The sequence below is a fragment of the Eubacterium multiforme genome (assembly GCF_030813415.1).
In the GTDB taxonomy this organism is placed as follows: Bacteria; Bacillota; Clostridia; order Clostridiales; family Clostridiaceae; genus Clostridium; species Clostridium multiforme.
On the sequence record NZ_JAUSUF010000001.1, the window covers coordinates 273586 to 293803 of the forward strand.

Consider the following 20218-nt stretch of genomic DNA (forward strand, 5'->3'; position numbering starts at 1 on the left):
CTACAATGGACAATTTAAGAATATACTCTATAAATTGTCCATTATTAATTAGAATTTATAATTTTTATTAGTGTTTAAAATGTCTAACTCCTGTAAATACCATACTTATTCCATGCTCATTACAAGCTTCTATTGATTCTTCATCTCTTATGGAACCACCTGGCTGTATTATAGCTTTTATACCATATTTTGCAGCTTCATCAACACAGTCTCTAAATGGGAAGAAGGCATCTGATGCTAGAACTGTTGCCCCTTTTCCTCTTTCTAAAGCTTCAGTTGTTGCCCATATTCTATTGACTTGTCCTCCACCTATTCCAAGAGCAACACCATCTTTAGCAACTACTATTGCATTAGATTTTACATACTTACAAACCTTCATTGCAAATATTAAATCTTCCATTTCTTTATTAGTTGGGGATTTTTCTGTTACAACTTTAGTTTCTTTTAGAAGTTTTCTATCCTCTTCTTGAACTAATATTCCTCCATCAACTGAAACCATGCACATTTTTCCCTTTGGAGCTACTTTACACTCTAATACTCTTAAATTCTTTTTAGTTTTTAAAACTTCTAGTGCATCTTCATCATATTCTGGTGCAATTATAACTTCTAAGAAGATTTTCTTCATTTCCTCTGCTGTTTCTTTATCTATTTTTCTATTAATTGCAACTATTCCTCCAAATATTGATACTGGATCTGCATCATGGGCTTTTTTATAAACTTCAAAAACAGATTCTCCAACTGCAACTCCACATGGAGTATTGTGTTTTAATGCACAGCAAGCTATTTCTTCAAATTCATTACAAACCTTCCATGCAATATCTACATCTTTTATGTTGTTATAAGATAAAGCTTTTCCATTTAATATTTTAAAACTATTCATTGCACCTTTAAATTCATTTGAACTATAATAAGCTGCACTTTGAGTTGGATTTTCTCCATATCTTAAATCCTGCACCTTACTATAAGATAATGAAAGATATTCTGGATATTCTTCATTTAATAAGAAGTTTGAAATTGCAGCATCATAAGAACTCATTAAATTAAATACTTTTCTTGCTAATGTTTTTCTAGATTTATAAGAAACTTCATTATTTTCTTCTATTTCTTTCATTACAGTTTTATAATCTTCCTTATCTGAAATAACTACAACATCCTTAAAGTTTTTAGCTGCAGCTCTTAGCATTGTAGGTCCACCTATATCAATAAATTCTATCTTTTCATCAAAACTTATATCTTCATGAACCTTTTGAAAGAATGGGTATAAATTAACTACAACATAATCAATTGTATTAATTTTTCTTTCTTGTAATGTACTCATATGTTCTGCATTATCTCTAATTGCTAATATTCCAGCATGAATAGCTGGGTGAAGAGTTTTAACTCTTCCATCTAACATTTCAGGAAAATCAGTTACATCATTTACTTCAATTACAGGTATTCCATTTTCTTTTAAATGTCTATATGTTCCTCCTGTTGATATAATTTCAACATCTCTATCACTTAGAAATTTTGCAAATTCTAGTACTCCTTCTTTATCAAATACACTAATTAAAGCTCTCTTTTTCATAAAAGTACCTCCCTATTTTAAAATATTCACTCTACCACTTTTAATTTCAATTTTTCCTTCGCTTATATATTTAATAGCAAGAGGAAGAATTTTATGTTCTTCTTTTAATATTCTCTTTTGAAGAACTTCTGCTGTATCCTCAAAATATACTGGAACAGCTTTTTGAATAATTATTTCTCCACCATCTACTTCATCATTTACAAAGTGAACTGTACACCCTGATACTTTAACCCCTTTTTTTATTGCAGCCTTATGTACATTAAGTCCATACATTTTTTCTCCACAAAAGGATGGTATTAAAGATGGATGGATATTTATGATTCTATTTTTATATTCTTTTAAAATTTTTCCTTCTAATATAGAAAGATATCCAGCAAGAACTATTAAATCTATATTTCTTTCTTTTGCAAGTTTTAAAATTTTGTTTGAGGTATCATTTCCATAGTCTTTTCTTGAAACTACAAAAGTTTCTATCCCCTTTTCTTTGCCTCTCTCTAATGCATAAATTCCCTCTTTACTTCCAATTATCATCTCTATAGTGCAATTTAAAAATCTATTTTCTATATTATCTATTATTGATTGAAGATTACTTCCACCACCTGATGCAAGTACTGCTATCTTAAACAAACTCCTTCACCTCCAGAAGTAACAAAACCTATTTCATATGCTACCTCTCCCATTTCTAGGAGTTCCCTTAAAATATTTTCTACATCCTCTTCTTTAACACATAATACAAACCCTATTCCCATGTTGAAAGTGTTATACATATGATCTTTATCTACTCCAAGTTCTATCATTTTTTCAAATATTTCTGGAAGTGGATAACTATCTTTATTTATAACTGCTGTTAAACCTTCTTTATTAAACATTCTTGGAACATTTTCTATAAATCCTCCACCTGTTATATGAGACATACCCTTTATCTCATATTTCTCTAATAAATTAAGTACAGGTTTTACATATATTTTTGTTGGGATTAATAATGTTTCCCATATAGGTTTACCAAAATATTCTTCATCTAAATCTTTAAATAATTTTCTAACTAAAGAATATCCATTTGAGTGTATTCCTGAGGATTTAATTCCAATTAATTTATCTCCTGGCATTATATCTTTTCCATTTATAATTTTATCTTTATCAACTATTCCTACTGCAAATCCTGCTATGTCATAGTCTCCTTCTTTATAAAACCCTGGCATTTCAGCTGTTTCTCCACCAATTAATGAACAATTTGACTGGATACATCCATCTGCTACACCTTTAACTAAATTTGCTGAAACGTTAGATTCTAACTTACCACAAGCTATATAATCTAGAAAAAATAAAGGCTTTGCACCATGACATAAAATATCATTTACACACATAGCAACACAATCAATTCCTACTGTATCATATTTTTTCTTTTTGCAAGCTATATCAATTTTTGTTCCAACTCCATCTGTTCCAGATACTAATACTGGAGTTTTATATCCTGATGGAAGTTCAACCATTCCAGCAAAGGATCCAAGTCCGTTTAAAACATATTCTCCCATTGTTTTTTTTGCATATTCTTTAATAAGCTTAACTGATTTATATCCTTCTTCAATATTTACTCCACTATCTTTGTAAGTTATCATTTATAAAACCCTACCTTTCAAGATTATCATCTAAAGATTCCATTGGAGCTGAAACTGGATATATTCCATTAAAGCATCCAACACATAATTTTTTTCTTCCGCTACAACTTTTATATACACCATCTAGTGTTAAGTAACCTAAGTAATCACATCCTATAATATCTTTTATTTCTTCTAAAGTATTATTTGCAGCAATTAAATCTTTTCTATAAGGTGTATCTATTCCAAAGTAACATGGATATTTAACCATAGGTGATGCAACTAAAAAGTAAACTTCTGATGCTCCAGCCCTTCTTAAAGATTCAACTAAATGTTTTGATGTTGTTCCTCTAACTATTGAATCATCTATTAATATAACTTTCTTACCTTCTATATTTTTCTTTAAAGGATTAAGTTTTACAGCAACTGCTCTTTCTCTCATTTCTTGAGAAGGTGTTATAAAAGTTCTTCCAACATATCTATTTTTTATAAATCCAGTATCATAAGGTATTTTAGATGCCCTTGCATATCCCATAGCTGCTGGTATTCCAGAGTCTGGTACTGCAATTACTACATCTGCTTTAAGAGGATGTTCTTTAAATAATTCTTCTCCTTGCTTTACTCTAGTATTATGAACATCTAAACCATCAATTACTGAATCTGGTCTTGCAAAGTATATATACTCAAAGGAACAGGTTTGGCATACTGTATTTTCTGAATATCTATAGCTTTTAATTCCTTCTTCATCAATTACAACTATTTCTCCTGGCTTTACGTCCCTTACAAGTTCAACTCCAATAGTATCTAATGCACAACTTTCAGAAGAAAGTACATAACCATCTTCAAACTTTCCAATACAAAGAGGTCTTATTCCATGAGGATCTCTAACTCCTATAAGTTTATTATTTGTCATTATTACCATTGCAAAAGAACCTCTAACTGCTGATATAGCATCTATTACTGCTCTTTCAATTCCTCTTTTTGCTCCCCTTGCAATAAGACTAGTTATAACTTCTGAATCTACAGTTGTGTGGAAAACATGCCCACCTTCCTCTAATAAATCCCTTATAACATCTCCATTTACTAAATTGCCATTATGAGCTGTTGCTATAGGACCAAATTTTGTTCTACTTAAAAGAGGCTGTGCATTTTCAATTGTTTTAGAACCAGCAGTGGAATATCTAACATGTCCAATTGAAATATGACCATTAGCTTTTTCCAAAGCCTTTAAGTCTTCCTTTGTAAATGCTTCAGTTATAATTCCAAGACCTTTATGAACTTTTATTTCTTCTCCATTTGCTACTGCAATACCTGTACTTTCTTGTCCTCTATGTTGAAGAGCATATAATCCATAATAAGTAAGCTCTGCAACATTTATTTCTTTCTTTGAATATACTCCAAATACTCCACATTCATCTTTAAACTTATCATTTTCTGGATCTATAATATTAATTTTTGAATTAATCATACGCCATACCTCTCTTTAAAATTACTTTTACCCTTTAATTCTCTTTAATATTTCTTCATAAGCTTCTTCTACATTTCCCATATCTCTTCTAAATCTATCTTTATCAAGCTTTTCTCCTGTTTTGGCATCCCAAAATCTACATGTATCTGGAGATATTTCATCTGCAAGTAATATTTCTCCATTTTCATCTTTTCCAAACTCTATTTTAAAATCAATTAAATTAATGTTTTGCTTCTTAAAAAATTCTTTTAGTAAATTATTTATTTTATCTGTCATAGAATAAATTTCTTTTAATTCTTCAAAAGTTGTAGCTCCAATTGCTACTGCATGATAATCATTTATAAGTGGATCTCCAAGTTCATCATCTTTATAAGATAATTCAAAAACTGTAGTATTTAACTTTGTTCCTTCTTTAAGTCCAAGTCTCTTTGCCATACTTCCTGCTGCAACATTTCTAACTATAACTTCAAGGGGAACTATTGAAACTTTTTTACAAAGCTGATCTCTATCATTTAACTTTTTAATAAAATGTGTTTTTATTCCTTCTTTGTTTAGCATTTCAAAAATCATAGATGTTATAGCGTTATTTAAAACTCCTTTATTATCTATTTGAGCCTTCTTTTCTCCATTAAAAGCTGTTGCATCATCTTTATAATGAACTATTACCTCATTTTTATTATCTGTAGCAAATACTTGCTTTGCCTTTCCTTCATATAACATTTCAAGTTTTTTAGTCATTATAATTCCACTCCTTCTTTATTTTCTTCTATAAATCTTTTTTTCATTCTTTCTCTAAAATCAATTAAATCCTTCTTTATTTCTGGATATTTTAATGAAAGCATCTCAATTGCAAGAATTCCTGCATTATAACTATTATTTATTCCAACAGTTGCAACTGGTATTGATTTTGGCATTTGCACTATTGAAAGTAATGCATCCACACCTTCAACTGCTGCTCTTATAGGAACTCCAATAACTGGCATAGTTGTATGACTTGCTATTACTCCAGGAAGATGTGCTGCAAGTCCAGCTCCTGCAATAATTACTTCACAACCTTCATTTTCAACTTCCTTTATAGTTTCCACAAGTTTTTCTGGAACTCTATGGGCTGAAAGTACATATGCCTTATACTCAATATTAAATTCTTTTAAAGCATTAGAAGCTCCCTTCATAATTTCAATATCCGATTTACTTCCAAAAAATATTGCTACTTTCATTTAAAACACTCCTTTATTATTTAAAATAATTTACTCCTGATTTAAATATTTTTTCATCAAAATTTCCTTCTATATTTTTATAAAGATTGTCTCCAATTCTTTCACTGTGAGCCATCTTTCCAAGTATTCTTCCATCAGCACTTGTTATTCCTTCAATTCCAAGCATTGAACCATTTGGATTATATGGCATATCCATAGCAACTTCTCCATTTAAATCTACATATTGTTTTGCTATTTGACCATTTTCTAAAAGTTCCTTTAATACCTTTTCTGATGCCACAAATCTTCCCTCTCCATGGGATATTGGAACTGTATGAATTTTTCCAAGGTCTACCTCATTAAACCAAGGTGATTTTTTAGAAACTACCTTTGTTCTAACCATTGTTGACATATGCCTATTTATATTATTGTAAGTTAATGTTGGCATATCTTCCTTTATATCTAAAATTTCTCCATATGGTAAAAGTCCAAGTTTTATAAGTCCTTGGAAGCCGTTACAAATTCCAAGAATAAGTCCATCTCTATTGTTTAGTAATTCCATTACTGACTCTTTTATTTTTTCATTTCTAAATATTGTTGCTATAAATTTAGCTGAACCATCTGGTTCATCTCCAGCTGAGAAACCTCCTGGAAGCATTATAATTTGTGATTTATCAATTTCTTTTTTCAAGTTTTCTATAGAATCTAAAAGACTTTCCCTATTTAGATTTCTTAAAAGAACTTCTGATACCTCTGCTCCCTCTTTTAAAAATGCTTTTTTACAGTCATATTCACAGTTTGTACCTGGAAATACTGGAATAACTACTTTAGGTTTAGTTACCTTTATCTTTGGTGAAATAATTCCTTTTTCACTTTTTAAAACTGCCTCTACTTTATTACAATTTTCATTTATCTTTGACTTAAATACAGGTTCTAGCTTTTCTTCATATGCCTTTTCTAACTCTTCTAAATTAAATTCCACATTATATTCTGGACATTTAATATATTCCTCTTCTAATGTTTTTCCTATTAATTTATAGTTTGTTCCTTCAAAAGATTCCTTTATATAAACTTCTTCATTAACTTCTAATATTAAGCTTCCATAATTAAATCCAAATAATTCATCCTTTGAAAGCTTATCTAATATAGCCCCTATTCTATTTCCTATTGCCATTTTTGTAATTCCTTCAGCAACTCCTCCAAATTTAAGGGAATAAGCTGAAATTATTTTTCCTTCTGAAATAAGTTTATAAACTTTATTTAAATTTTTCTTAAAGCTTTCCATTTCAATTGTTCCATCTTCAAGTTTTTCAGCTTTAATAAGAACAATATTAGAATTTATCTTTTTAAATTCTGGTGAAATAATTTTATCTGCCTTTTCCACTGTAACTGCAAAGGATATAAGACTTGGTGGTACGTCTATATCTCCAAAACTTCCAGACATTGAATCTTTTCCTCCTATTGCTGGAATTTTAAGATCTTCCTGTGCCTTATATGCTCCAAGTAATGCACTAAATGGCTTTCCCCATCTCTCTTTATTTTCACCAAGTTTTTCAAAATACTCTTGGAAGGTTAACCTAGCCTTTTTATAATCTCCCCCCATTGCAGTTATTTTTGTAACTGACTCTATAACTGAATAAAAAGCCATATGGAAAGGACTCCACATTCCAAGGTATGGATTAAATCCATAAGCCATAAGGGATGCATCCTTACTTTCCCCATTTAATACTGGAATTTTTGCAGCCATTCCTTCTGCTGGTGTCTTTTGATACTTTCCTCCAAGAGGTAATAAAACTGTGTTTCCTCCTATTGTTGAATCAAATCTTTCTATTAAACCTTTCTTGCTACAAACATTTAATTCTTTTAATGTATTTATCCATTTTTCTTTAACATCTACATCTTTAATTTCATATGGATATTCTTTAGGTGCCTTAACCTTTATATCAGTAACTGCTGTAGCTCCATTTGTATCTAAGAAACTTCTACTTACATCAACAATTGTCTTTCCTCTCCAAGTCATTTTTAATCTATCATCATCTGTAACTTCTGCCACAATTACTGCTTCTAAGTTTTCTCCCTCTGCAAATTTAATAAACTTTTCTGCATTTTCTTTAGCTAAAGCTACTGCCATTCTCTCCTGTGATTCTGAAACTGCAAGTTCAGTTCCATCTAGACCTTCATACTTTTTTAAAACCTTATCTAAATTTATATTAAGCCCCCTACATAATTCACCAATTGCTACAGATACACCACCTGCCCCAAAGTCATTACATCTCTTTATCATAGTTGATACATCTTTATTTCTAAATAATCTTTGAATCTTTCTCTCTGTTACTGGATTTCCCTTTTGAACTTCTGCACCACATTCATTTATTGAATCTTCAGTATGTTCTTTAGATGAACCTGTTGCCCCACCAACTCCATCTCTTCCAGTTCTTCCTCCAAGCAAAATTACAACATCACCTAATTTTGGTTCTTCCCTTACTACATTTTCTTTAGGTGCTGCCCCTAAAACTGCTCCAATTTCCATTCTCTTTGCTACATAATTTGGATGATAAACTTCATCAACTTGTCCAGTTGCAAGTCCTATCTGATTTCCATAAGAACTATAACCACTTGCTGCTCCTAAAGTAATTGTTCTTTGTGGAAGTTTGCCCTTTAATGTTTCATTAATATTAACTGTTGGATCTGCTGCCCCTGTTACTCTCATTGCTTGATATACATAAGTTCTTCCTGATAGTGGATCTCTTATTGCACCACCTAAACAAGTAGCTGCACCACCAAAAGGTTCTATTTCTGTTGGATGGTTATGAGTTTCATTTTTAAACATTAAAAGATATTCTTCTGTTCCATTAGTTGTTTCTAAATTTACTTTTATTGAACAAGCATTTATTTCATCTGAAAGATCTAAATCTTCTAAAAGACCTTTCTTTTTCATTTCCTTCATAGTTATAACAGCTATATCCATTAATGATATTTTTCTATTTGTATCTTTTCCATATACAAAATCTCTAGATTTTATATAAGCCTCATAAGCTTTTTTTATTGGAGTTGTATATTTATTTTCTTCTATTTCAACCTTTTTAATTGATGTTTCAAAGGTAGTATGCCTACAATGATCTGACCAATAAGTATCTATTACTTTTATTTCTGTAATAGTTGGGTCTCTTTTTTCTTCTTTAAAGTAATCCCTTATCATTATTAAATCTTCAATACTCATTGCAAGACCTTGTTCTTTATGAAAATTTTTAAGTTCTTCCCTGCTTTTTTCTCTAAAACCATTTAATATTTTTACATCTTTAGGTACTGTGAAATCTTGTGATAGTTCTTTAGAATATAGATTAACTTCCTTTGAATCTACTGGATTGATATAATAGCTTTTTATTTTAGCTATTTCTTCTTTAGATAGGTTACCTTTTAAAATAATAACCTTTGATGATTTTACTTCTGTTTCATTGTTATCCTTTGTTAATAACATTATACATTTTTTTGCCCAATCTGCCCTTTGATCGTATTGACCTGGTAAATACTCTACTGCAAAAACTGTTTCATCCTTACCTAGTTCAATACTTTCTTCATATATGTTATCTACTGGTGGTTCCATAAAAATTCTATGTATTGCTTTATTATAATCCTCTTCATTAAGTTCTCCAATTATATACTTATTTAAAACTCTTACTTTTTCTAAATTATTAGTTCCTAAATTCTCTTTAAAATCTTTTAATAAAAGTTTTCCTTCTACATTAAATCCATCTTTTTTCTCAACAAAAATTGTTCTTATATTAACCATATCTTCCCCTCCACCAATTTAAAAATACTAACATTATTACTTATTTTTCAATAATCGTTTTGGTAATTTCAGCATACCACCGCATATAAATAATGTCAATATTATTTATAATATATGTTTTAATATTCGTATATATACGAATATTATTATTCAACATTTTAATTTATTACGTTTTATTAGAATATTTTTTACTTTTATTGGATAATGCTATTTATTTTCAATTTCCAATTTTAAATACAATTTTTAGTCTAATTATATAATTATTTATGTTTAACAAACTTTAAAATAATACAAAAAAGCTGGTGAATAAATCACCAGCCCTCTCTGTTTAAACCTACGTAACCCTTCTACCCTTGAAAGGTCACTATTATTATTAACATTTTCTTTGTATACTATCCAAATATTTTTTCAAATATTCCTTTTAACCAATTAATAAATCCACCCTTATCCTCTTCTGTAGCAACAGGAGCCTTTTCCTTTTCTGGTGCTTTTATTTCATTTGTTTTCATAATAAATTTTACAGAGCCATCCATATCTTTATCTTTTCCTGAAAATGTATTATAATCCTTTGACATCTTAACTAATTCATCTTTAACTTCAATGACATTATCAATATTTTCTACACCCTCATTTCCTTTGTCATAAATTTTTTCTATTCCTTCTTTATTGAATTTTTCCATTCCTTCATTAAGTTTTTGACTTCCATCTGCTAGTTTATTAACTCCATCTTCTAATGATGGTAAGCTATTTAATAACTCTCTAGCTCTATTAACATTATTTTTATCTAATGAAGTTTTAGTTATTCTTAAAATATCACTACTATCTTTTAAGTCTTGTTGCATACTTAAAAGCTTTTCTCCCATTTTTTTAGCTTCTTTAATATCATAACTACTTCCATTTCCTAAAACATTTTCTATTTGTTTTATTGTTCCTTGTGATTTATCTAAGTCATTTGAGAATTTATCTATTTTAGATACTAACTTCTTATCATCCTTTAAGCCTTTAACCATTTTATTTATAGTTTCAATATTTTGTTTATTTTCTTCCACATCTTTTGAAACTGTCATTAGGTTATCTTTAAGTGAGTTTATAGCCTTTAAATCTTCCTCATTTAAACTTAAGAAACCTTCTGTTGCTGCATTCATAAGCTTTTGATTTTCTTTATTATTTATATCTGAATAGAATTTAGCAAATTTCTTTGTTTGTCCAGGCTTTGATAGAAAATCACTTGTTTTATCTAAAACTGGTGTTAATCCTTTAACTACTTGTACATCTTTCATTAATCCAGTCATTGTTTTACCATATGCGTTCATTTTAGTATAGTCATTTCCTATACCTTCTTTAGATATATCTTTTAATGTCATACTATTTACTAAGACTTTAAGTTTAGCACCATTGCCTCCATAAACTCCATCTATATACTTACATAACTTAGCCTTTGACATTGCTAAAGCCTTTGAAGGATCTACCCCTTGTTTAGCAGCAGTAGCAACATCACCTGCAAGTATTCCTTTAAAGATTAAATAACCTTCACCATAACTAGATACATCCTTTGACATAGCTTGCATTTTACTAGGATCAATTCCATTTATCATTGATGTTGTTTTCTTAATTTGTCCATTGACACCATTTAAAAAATTATTAGCCTTTTCTTCTGTATTATTTCCTGGTGCATTATTTATTAGTGAATTTAATGGACCTTGAACTCCAGCTAATTCCTTTTGAATTCCTATTGTTTCTTTTAATAAATTTTGGCTCTTATTTAAATTACCACTTGTAGCTAATTCACTCATTTTATTTAACTTTTTAATAGTATTTGGATTTACGTTTTCATAAGCTTTTTTAGCCTTCATAGTATCATTTAAAAGTTTATTAAAACCATCATCTCTTGAAAGTCCTTTAAATGTATTAACTGCTGCCTCTATTTGTCCCTTATGAACTAGGATTGCTTGTCCATCAGAAGCTAAAGTATTAAGATTATTTATATTATTTTCAGTTAATAATCCTAAAGCTTGTTTACCTTTATCAGTGTTAATATTTTTTGCAAAATAAGCATCATCAATTAATTTATTAGCTTTATTTATCTTTTCATCAGATTGTAATATACCCATAGCTTCTTTTAAAGTATTATCATTTAATTTGCCTTTACCTTCATCTAACTTTTTCTTAGCTGTCATAATACCATCACTTAAAGCTCCAGTACCCTCTAATAATTTATCTGATGCATCCTTTAATTTATTTAAAGAATCCTTTAACTCATCTATTGAATCTGCCTTTTCTATCTTATCTAAGTTAGGTAATTCTGTAGTTGCAGTTATCATTATTGGTCCAAGTTCAAAATTATCTGTATATCCTTCTATAACAAGTTTATTATCAAGATTTATATCTAAATCTTTATCATTTAAATCCAAACTTTCCTTTAGTCCTGGACATGCTGGAAATGCTACAACATTATTATTTCCTTCTGATACCATTGTTCCTTCATTTATAGTTACATCTTTAAATTTATCTACTGGAAGAGTAACTACTGTAGCTGCTAAAAGTGGAGTATAAAGTTTCCTATCCTTTCCTCCAATCTTAACATTTTTATAACTATTATTTTTAAGTTCTATTTCAATTTTTATCTTTCCTGATTTACCTGCTAAATCTTTTTCATCTACCTTCTCATCATTTAAGTAATACTTAATACTTACATCAAGAGGTAGTGAAGCTTTTGTATCTCCTTTATAATAAAGGTCACTACTATTTATTTTCCATTTAAGAGTATCTCCATCCTTAATTGGAGCTTCCTCTCCCTTTATATTTTGTATATTTTCAAGGTTTGATTTATCAGTTACATCTATATTTCCTTTATCTGAATGTAGCCAGTCAGTTACTGTTGTCTTTTCAACTTGACCACTAGCTTTTAAATTTACATAAACACTTTCATCCTTTTTTACTTCTGATGCACTTGCAACTGTAGTTGCACACATACTTCCTATTATAACTAATGCTATTACTTTTTTAGACATTGATTTATACATATACTATCACCCTACCTTTATACTGTTTCTTCTTTTAAATTTTCAGGTTCTGTACGCCATTTAATTGATGTTTTATTAATTAAGCCTTCTGAAACTAATAATAATGATGGAAGTATAAATAAAATTACTAACATACTAATTATTGCTCCTCTTGAAATTAAGAAACAAAGGCTTTTAATTAATGCCATATCAGAAACTATTGCAACAGCACCTGTTGCTCCAAAGAATGTTAATCCAGAAGTTACTATAGATTTTGCTGAACCTTTAACTGCAATTAATATTGCTTCTTGTTTTTTATAGCCTTTTCTAAGTTCCTCTCTAAATCTAGATGTCATAAGTATTGCATAGTCAACTGTTGCACCAAGTTGTATTGTTCCTATTACTATACTTGCAACAAATGGTATTGTAGTTCCTGTATAATAAGGTATTCCCATATTTATAAATATTGCAAACTCTATAGCTGCAACTAGTAGAACTGGTACAGATATAGACTTAAATACTATTAATATAATTGCAAATATTGCAATTATTGAATATATTGAAACCATCTTAAAGTCTCTATCTGAAGTTGTTATAAGATCCTTTGTAAGAGGTCCTTCTCCTGCAACTAATGCTTCTTTATCATACTCTTTAGCAATAGTTGTAAGTTCATCAATTTGCTTATTCTCTTCATCTTTTGCTGCCTTATATTCTGAATTTACTAATATAAGATTATAACCACCTTTTTTAAATGTTTCCCTTACATCCTTTGGAATAAAAGTCTCCGGCATAGCTGGTCCTATTAACTTATCATAGGAAAGTACTGAAGTTATTCCATCTATCTTTTCTATTTTACTTGTCATTTCCTTCATCTTATATGGTTTAATGTTATCTTTTACAAGAACAAAATGTGTTGTCATCATATTAAACTTATCTTTTAGTTTATTAGTTGCAACTATAGATGGCATATCCTTTGGTAATGTTTCATCTAAGTTATAATAAACCTTTGTATGTTCTGAACCCCAAATTGCTGGTAATAACATAACTAAAAATATTCCAATAAATACTTTGTAATGTGTAGTTACTACTTTTGAAAGTTTATTAAATTCAGGAATTATTGTTTTATGTTTAAATCTGTGTATTAACTTATCAAAAGTAAGTATAAGTGCTGGTAATACGGTTACAGAACATATAACTCCAAGGACAACTCCCTTTGCCATTACAATTCCAATATCTTTTCCAAGTGTTAAATCCATTGCACATAAAGCTAAGAAACCTGCAATTGTTGTTAAAGATGAACCTGAAATTGATAACATTGTGGTTGATATAGCCTCTGCCATAGCTTCCTTTTTATCATCAAACCTTAAAAGTTCCTCTTCATATCTGTGCATTAGGAATATGGAATAGTCCATTGTAACTCCTAATTGCAGTACTGCCGCCAGTGCTTTTGTTATATAGGATATCTCTCCAAATATAATATTAGATCCAAGATTATATAATATTCCAATTCCAATAGAAACTAAAAATATTATAGGTACAAAAGTAGATTCCATTGAAATTAATAAAACCCCTAATGAAATAACTACAGCTAATATTACATAAAATGGAGTTTCTTTATCAGCTAAATCTTTTGTATCTTTAATAATAGCTGACATTCCACTTAAGAAACATTGCTTGTTCATCATAGTTTTTATTTCACCAATTGCATTTAATGTACTTTCTGATGCTGCTGATCCTTTATACTTTATAATTACCATTGTGGCATCTCCACTAAAGACTTTACTTTTAACCTTATCTGGTAATATCTCCTTTGGAACAGATATGTCTACTGCATCATCAATCCAAAGTGCATTTTGAACCCCTTTAACTTCCTTTATTTTATCTTTAAGGTTTACCACATCTTTTTCTGGCATACCTTCAATTATTAGCATTGAAGTTGCGGCATCTGAATATACATCATCTAAAATCTTCTGTCCTTTTGTAGAATCTAAATTTTGTGGTAAATAACTTAAAATATCATAATTAATCCTTGTGCTTATCATTCCAAATACCGCTGGAACTATTAATATAACTGTTATCAATAATACCAATTTAGTATGATTTGCAATCCATTCACCAATTTTCTTCACTGTTCTCCCCTCCTCATATGACTATTGGTCATTTATTATATTTTTATTATATCACTCTATGACCATTAGTCAATTATATATTCCACTTTTTATAATATTTTGAAAATATCCTATAACTTAACTTTTTAGTTTTTTAATGTGTTTTTATTTATAAGGAACTATTGTATAATGTTTTTATACTAAAATAAGGAGTGTTGTTTATAATTGTTTGGATATGTTACTCCATTAAAACCAGAATTAAAAATTAGGGAATTTAATCAATTTAGAAGTTATTATTGTGGAGTTTGTTTTCATATAAAAAAATATTTTGGAAATATACCTAGAATTACATTAAATTATGATATGACTTTTTTAGCTCTATTATTAGATGGATTAAATCCTAATGAACTTGAAGTTAAGATGAAAAAATGTATAGTTCATCCAATAAAAGAAAAACCTATAGTTTTAAATAATGAAGCTCTTTTTTATGCAGCTAGTATGAATGTATCTCTTTTTTACTATAAATTATTAGATGATATAGAAGATGATAATAATGTAAAAAGCAAAATAGAAGCTTTCTTTTTATCACCCTACAAAAAGAAATTTAAAAATGAAATACTAAATATAAATGATATAATAAAAGAGAATTTAAATCTCTTAACTAAATTTGAAAAAGAAAAGAACTTTTCATCAATTGATGAAATATGTGATCCCTTTAGTAAAATAGTTGGAGAAATATTATCAAAATATCCTTATTCAATTAATAAAGATTCTGATGAACTTAGAAATAATCTTTATAACTTTGGATATTCCCTTGGAAAATGGATATATCTAATAGATGCATTAGATGATTTAGAAGAGGATATTATAGATAATAAGTTTAATCCTATTAATTTCTTATATAATAAGGATAATTTATGTTATAAGGAACTTTTAGAAAATATTAAACAAAGAATAGAATTTAGTATTTTTAATTGTGCATATACTTGCAAAGAAATATTAGAAATACTTCCAATCACAAGAAATAAAGAAATTTTAGAAAATATAATCAATCTTGGAATGATGGATAAATATATGAAAATAACAAATAAATGTGATTGTACAAAAAAGAAAGGTAGGGAAATATAAATGAATCCATACGAAATACTTGGAGTAAAAGAAGGAGCTTCCCAAGAAGAAATCAAAAGTGCATATAGAAAATTAGTAAAAAAATATCATCCAGACCAATATGGTGATAATCCTCTTAAGGAGCTAGCACAGGAAAAACTTGCTGAGATAAATCAAGCTTATGATACCCTAACAAAGGGTAATAACTCTTCAAATAATTCATATAATACAAATAATAGCTACAATAATAGTAGTTATAATAATTCAACTTCAGGAGATGCTTATGCTTTTCAAGAAATAAGAAGACTTATTCAAATGAGAAATATAAATGCTGCTGAGGCTAAATTAAATTCAATATCCAACCAAAATGCTGAGTGGAACTTTTTAATGGGAATATGTAAAATCCAAAAAGGATGGTATGACTCAGGAGTTCAAAATCTTCAAACAGCAGTAAATATGGATCCTAATAATTTTGAGTACAGACAAGCACTTAATCAAGTAAATCAAAGAACTGTAAATTATGGAAATCCATATAGAACAGCTGGAACAAATGGTATGGATACTTGTAATTGTTGCTTAAACTTATGGTGCTTAGATTCTCTTTGCGAATGCTTTGGAGGAGATTTAATAGGCTGTTGTTAGTAAAACTTTAGGAGGTACTAATTTATATGAAGGATTTAAAGGCTAAAGATTTAAGTGTTGGTGGAATACTTATTGCACTAACTGTTATAACCTTATATATAAACTTAATAATACCAATAAATACATTTGCAATACTTACTATTTCAGCCTGTTATGTACCTATTGCAATAATGAGAAGTAACATAAAAACTGGTATTTTTGTTTATGTAGCTTCCTCTATTATAGGTTTTTTCTTTATTCCATTAAAAATAATGATTCCTTTTATACTTTACTTTGGAATATATGGTCTTATTAAATACTATATAGAAAAGCTTAATAAGTTGCCCTTAGAAATAATATTAAAATTAGTATTTTCAAATATTATGTTATTTATAGGTTATTATGTTTTTACATCTTTTGTAGGAAATATTAACTTTAAATTTCCTTTATGGGCACTTTTAATTGCAGCACAATTTGCTTTTATTATTTTTGATTATGCATTAACATTAATAATAACTTTCTATATATCAAAATTTCATAAAAAATAAAAAGGTGGTAATTTTTTACCACCTTTAATTATTTTTCAATTAATTTATACAATTGCTTTTCTAATAGTACTCCTTCTTTTGTACTATAATCATATTTCATACTATACTCTATACAACCTTTTACAAAATCTGATCCTTTCTTAACACTATCCTCTATTGAATTTCCATTAAGAATTTCTGCTGACATAACTGCTGTAAAAATATCTCCTGTACCAGGATAAGATTTCTCTAATTTCTTATGTTTAATAATATTAAATCCATTCTCATCAAAAACTGCTATTCCAATTAAGTTATCCTTACAAGGAACAGATGTAATTACTATATTCTTAGCTCCAAGTTTTCTTAAATCATAGGCTATATCCTTTATATCATCATAACTAAAACTATTATTATATTGCCCTTCTCTACCAGTTAAATATAATGCTTCAGTAAAGTTTGGAGTAATAACATAACTAAACTTTAAAAGTTCTCTTATCTTTTTTACATATTCAAAAGTAAAACCATTATATAAATTTCCGTTATCTCCAAATATAGTATCTAATATAACTAATCCATTTTTTCTTTCCTTTAAAAAGTTAATAACTTCTTCTATCTTCTTAACTTCTCCTAAGTATCCAATAAAAAACAAATCAAAATTGATTTCATTAGAAAATAGACTATTAATACCTCTTTCAATAAAATCCTTGCTATCTAATTTGGCTATATTACTAAATCCCCCTGTATGAGTTGATAATATAACAGAAGGTATAGGACATACTTCTATTCCCTTTATACTCATTATAGGAATAATATTGGTAAGGGATGCTTTTCCAACGCTACATAAACTGTGTATTACTAAAGCTCTTTTTATAGGTTTCTTCAAAATTTTTCTTCCCTTCTTAGTTTAATTTTTCTACAAAACCTTTAGTTGCTGACTTTAAAGCCATTGATAATGGAATTGCTATAAAAACTCCTATTGCTGTTGTTGTTATTGAAGTTAAAAGTGAAGTTACTGCACCTTGCCAGCCCTTAAATATTGCCCAATTTACAATAAAATATCCAAGTAAAGATACTATTCCACCTAATATAAATCCAATTATATTTTGTATTGTACTTCTTCCTTCTTTTCCATTCATAAATGCAACTTTTCCTGCCACATACCCTGTTGCTCCTTTAATTATAAAAGTTGGTATAACCCATAATGCAAAAGCTGGAGTTAAGGCATCCATAAGTGCACTTCCTATTGCTGCTGGAAGAGCCGCCTTCTCTCCAATTAATACTGCAACTATAAATATAACAGTTGTTCCTAAATGAATCATAGAAACTCCTCCACCTATTGGAATTTCTATATGAATATAAGTCCCTAAAAAAATTAATGCGGCAAACATAGCCATCATTACAAGTTTGTTCGTTCCCATCTTTTTCATTTTTATCTCCTCCAAATTATCAATTACTATTTCTTACTTTATATTATTCTTGCCCTATTCCATTGTCAAATGTACCCATACACTTTTTACATTTAAAAGAAAAGCTTACTTTAAAAGCTTAAATTTTTACTCTTTTCCAAAAACTTAATTTTTTATTCTTTTACATAAAAAAAGAGCTATCTTCTAATTTTAGAAAATAGCTCTATTAATATATATCTTATTCCATTAATTTTGCAATTTTTTTGCTAAGTAATAATAATACTAATCCAAGAGTTATACAAACAGCTGATATTCCTCCGAATATTTCTAAAGGTCCAAAAGTTTCTAATCTTGATGCTATAAGACCAGCTGAAAGATTAGCTATACCTGATGCAGCCATCCATATTCCCATTAATAATGATGCATATTTAATAGGAGCAAGTTTTGATACCATTGATAAACCTATTGGTGATAAACATAATTCTCCAACTGTATTACAGAAATATGTTAATACAATCCACCACATACTTGCCTTTGCTACTGGGTTTTCAGCTCCTCCAATTGAAAGAACAGCTCCAACCATAAATAAGAATCCTATTCCTAATATGATCATACCCATTGCCATCTTAACTGGTACTGGTAAATCTCCCTTATCTCTATTAGCTAATCTAATCCATAATTTAGCTAATATTGGTGAAAGAATTAAAACAAATACTGGATTACATGATTGGAACCATGCAACTGGTATTGTCATTCCAAATAGTTCTCTATTAGTTAACTTTTGAGTAAATATTGTTAATGAGCTACCTGCTTGTTCAAAACCTGTCCAGAAGAAAATAACAAATGCTGCAAGAACTAATATAGCTCCAATTCTTCTCTTTTCTTGTTTAGTTAAAGGTTTATTAGCATTAGCTTCTTTACATTCATTTGTCTTATTAACTTCTTTATTAAGTCCTCCAACATGAGCTAAATACTTAGGTGCAAATGTAACAAATATAATTGCTCCAAGTACCATTCCTATAGCTGCTGCTAAGAATCCATATTTAAATCCGTAATGTATAATTGCACCATTTGCAGTTTTTGCAAAAATATCTTCTGCTAATAATCCGCATATTAAAGGTGCTATTAATGATCCTAAGTTAATTCCCATATAAAATATTGTAAAGGCTGAATCTTTACGCTTATCTTCTTTATCGTAAAGCTGACCTACTACTGTTGATATGTTAGGTTTAAAGAATCCGTTACCTGCAATTAATAGTGCTAATCCTATGTAAAGACCAATTCTACTTCCATCTACGAATAAAGCAAAATTTCCAATTGCCATAATAATTGCTCCAATTATTATAGCCTTTTTTTGTCCCAAGAAATTATCTGCAAGCCATCCTCCAATTATAGGAGTAAAATATGTAAAGCCTGTATAAACTGCATATATAAAGGCACCTGAACTTACACTGTATCCTAAACCACCTTGTACAAAGCTTACTGTTAAGTAAAGCATTAAAAGTGATCTTAAACCATAATAACTGAATCTCTCCCACATTTCTGTTAAGAACAATAGATAAAGACCTGGTGGGTGTTTTAACCTACTCTTTTTAACAGATACGTCTAATGTTGTCATAAAAATTCCCCTTTTCATTTGTTTATGTCTTTGCTTATTTTGCAATTAATGATATCCCAAAATTCTTTTTGTTCTTTTTGGTTACTATGAAATTGTATCATTTCAGCACTTAAAATTCAAGTTATTTATTATTCCTTTAAATTTTTTCTCCACTTTTCAATAATATTTTATTATTATAAATGCTACTTTTTTATTAATTTTAAAATATTATTG

The 20218-nt window shown here is 28.8% G+C and carries 15 protein-coding genes; 3 read left to right on the forward strand and 12 right to left on the reverse strand.

Annotated features, from left to right (window positions below; genetic code table 11):
• Positions 1 to 67: 67 nt before the first annotated feature.
• The 9 genes from purH to J2S18_RS01310 form a co-directional block, all read right to left on the reverse strand.
• Positions 68 to 1567, reverse strand: coding sequence for a bifunctional phosphoribosylaminoimidazolecarboxamide formyltransferase/IMP cyclohydrolase (purH, locus tag J2S18_RS01270; protein WP_307482204.1), 1500 nt, complete (start codon positions 1565 to 1567; stop codon positions 68 to 70).
• A 12-nt stretch (positions 1568 to 1579) separates the two neighbouring features.
• Positions 1580 to 2194 carry a phosphoribosylglycinamide formyltransferase gene (gene purN, locus J2S18_RS01275; protein WP_307482206.1) on the reverse strand — a complete coding sequence of 205 codons (615 nt, stop codon included), beginning with the start codon at positions 2192 to 2194 and terminating at the stop codon, positions 1580 to 1582.
• Positions 2182 to 3183: a phosphoribosylformylglycinamidine cyclo-ligase gene (purM, locus tag J2S18_RS01280; RefSeq protein WP_307482209.1), complete on the reverse strand. Its 1002-nt coding sequence runs from the start codon at positions 3181 to 3183 to the stop codon at positions 2182 to 2184. The genes purN and purM overlap by 13 nt, the downstream gene beginning before the upstream one ends.
• Before the next feature lie 10 nt (positions 3184 to 3193).
• On the reverse strand, positions 3194 to 4630 hold the full coding sequence (gene purF / locus J2S18_RS01285; protein WP_307482211.1) for an amidophosphoribosyltransferase: 1437 nt from the start codon (positions 4628 to 4630) through the stop codon (positions 3194 to 3196).
• Between the two features lie 27 nt (positions 4631 to 4657).
• A complete protein-coding gene (gene purC / locus J2S18_RS01290) occupies positions 4658 to 5368 on the reverse strand; it encodes a phosphoribosylaminoimidazolesuccinocarboxamide synthase (protein ID WP_209795533.1) in 711 nt (236 codons plus the stop codon).
• Positions 5368 to 5847 carry a 5-(carboxyamino)imidazole ribonucleotide mutase gene (gene purE / locus J2S18_RS01295; protein ID WP_307482217.1) on the reverse strand — a complete coding sequence of 160 codons (480 nt, stop codon included), beginning with the start codon at positions 5845 to 5847 and terminating at the stop codon, positions 5368 to 5370. Before purE ends, purC begins: the two co-directional genes overlap by 1 nt.
• Positions 5848 to 5863: 16 nt before the next feature.
• The gene (locus J2S18_RS01300) at positions 5864 to 9616 is read right to left on the reverse strand and encodes a phosphoribosylformylglycinamidine synthase (RefSeq protein ID WP_307482221.1); all 3753 of its coding nucleotides are present in this window, start codon (positions 9614 to 9616) and stop codon (positions 5864 to 5866) included.
• 392 nt (positions 9617 to 10008) lie between these two features.
• Positions 10009 to 12639 (reverse strand): hypothetical protein, encoded by a 2631-nt coding sequence (locus tag J2S18_RS01305; protein ID WP_307482224.1) that lies wholly within the window; start codon positions 12637 to 12639, stop codon positions 10009 to 10011.
• A gap of 17 nt (positions 12640 to 12656) precedes the next feature.
• Positions 12657 to 14747 carry an efflux RND transporter permease subunit gene (locus tag J2S18_RS01310; RefSeq protein WP_307482226.1) on the reverse strand — a complete coding sequence of 697 codons (2091 nt, stop codon included), beginning with the start codon at positions 14745 to 14747 and terminating at the stop codon, positions 12657 to 12659.
• 204 nt (positions 14748 to 14951) lie between these two features.
• Between J2S18_RS01310 and J2S18_RS01315 the strand changes: the two genes are divergently transcribed.
• From J2S18_RS01315 to J2S18_RS01325, 3 genes are read left to right on the forward strand one after another with little or no spacing between them, the layout of a single operon-like run.
• Positions 14952 to 15854: a DUF5685 family protein gene (locus J2S18_RS01315; protein WP_307482229.1), complete on the forward strand. Its 903-nt coding sequence runs from the start codon at positions 14952 to 14954 to the stop codon at positions 15852 to 15854.
• Positions 15855 to 16475, forward strand: a complete 621-nt coding sequence (locus J2S18_RS01320; protein ID WP_307482231.1) for a J domain-containing protein — start codon at positions 15855 to 15857, stop codon at positions 16473 to 16475.
• 26 nt (positions 16476 to 16501) lie between these two features.
• Complete coding sequence (locus tag J2S18_RS01325) at positions 16502 to 17002, forward strand: hypothetical protein (protein ID WP_307482234.1); 501 nt, start codon at positions 16502 to 16504, stop codon at positions 17000 to 17002.
• Between the two features lie 28 nt (positions 17003 to 17030).
• Here J2S18_RS01325 and J2S18_RS01330 read toward each other — a convergent pair whose 3' ends face one another.
• The 3 genes from J2S18_RS01330 to J2S18_RS01340 all read right to left on the reverse strand — a co-directional run bounded on the left by J2S18_RS01330 (position 17031) and on the right by J2S18_RS01340 (position 20023).
• Positions 17031 to 17864 carry a pyridoxamine kinase gene (locus tag J2S18_RS01330; protein ID WP_307482238.1) on the reverse strand — a complete coding sequence of 278 codons (834 nt, stop codon included), beginning with the start codon at positions 17862 to 17864 and terminating at the stop codon, positions 17031 to 17033.
• Positions 17865 to 17880: 16 nt separating this feature from the next.
• The gene (locus tag J2S18_RS01335) at positions 17881 to 18408 is read right to left on the reverse strand and encodes an ECF transporter S component (protein ID WP_307482241.1); all 528 of its coding nucleotides are present in this window, start codon (positions 18406 to 18408) and stop codon (positions 17881 to 17883) included.
• Positions 18409 to 18625: 217 nt separating this feature from the next.
• The gene (locus tag J2S18_RS01340) at positions 18626 to 20023 is read right to left on the reverse strand and encodes a peptide MFS transporter (protein ID WP_370873748.1); all 1398 of its coding nucleotides are present in this window, start codon (positions 20021 to 20023) and stop codon (positions 18626 to 18628) included.
• Positions 20024 to 20218: the final 195 nt, after the last annotated feature.

What these genes read in the sequence shown, in the direction of transcription:
- purM (WP_307482209.1), bottom strand. Translation starts at nt 3,183, where the DNA reads ATGATAACTTACAAAGATAGTGGAGTAAATATTGAAGAAGGATATAAA.
- J2S18_RS01320 (WP_307482231.1), top strand. Translation starts at nt 15,855, where the DNA reads ATGAATCCATACGAAATACTTGGAGTAAAAGAAGGAGCTTCCCAAGAA.
- J2S18_RS01300 (WP_307482221.1), bottom strand. Translation starts at nt 9,616, where the DNA reads ATGGTTAATATAAGAACAATTTTTGTTGAGAAAAAAGATGGATTTAAT.
- purE (WP_307482217.1), bottom strand. Translation starts at nt 5,847, where the DNA reads ATGAAAGTAGCAATATTTTTTGGAAGTAAATCGGATATTGAAATTATG.
- J2S18_RS01325 (WP_307482234.1), top strand. Translation starts at nt 16,502, where the DNA reads ATGAAGGATTTAAAGGCTAAAGATTTAAGTGTTGGTGGAATACTTATT.
- J2S18_RS01305 (WP_307482224.1), bottom strand. Translation starts at nt 12,639, where the DNA reads ATGTATAAATCAATGTCTAAAAAAGTAATAGCATTAGTTATAATAGGA.
- J2S18_RS01340 (WP_370873748.1), bottom strand. Translation starts at nt 20,023, where the DNA reads ATGAAAAGGGGAATTTTTATGACAACATTAGACGTATCTGTTAAAAAG.
- purH (WP_307482204.1), bottom strand. Translation starts at nt 1,567, where the DNA reads ATGAAAAAGAGAGCTTTAATTAGTGTATTTGATAAAGAAGGAGTACTA.
- J2S18_RS01335 (WP_307482241.1), bottom strand. Translation starts at nt 18,408, where the DNA reads ATGAAAAAGATGGGAACGAACAAACTTGTAATGATGGCTATGTTTGCC.
- purC (WP_209795533.1), bottom strand. Translation starts at nt 5,368, where the DNA reads ATGACTAAAAAACTTGAAATGTTATATGAAGGAAAGGCAAAGCAAGTA.
- purF (WP_307482211.1), bottom strand. Translation starts at nt 4,630, where the DNA reads ATGATTAATTCAAAAATTAATATTATAGATCCAGAAAATGATAAGTTT.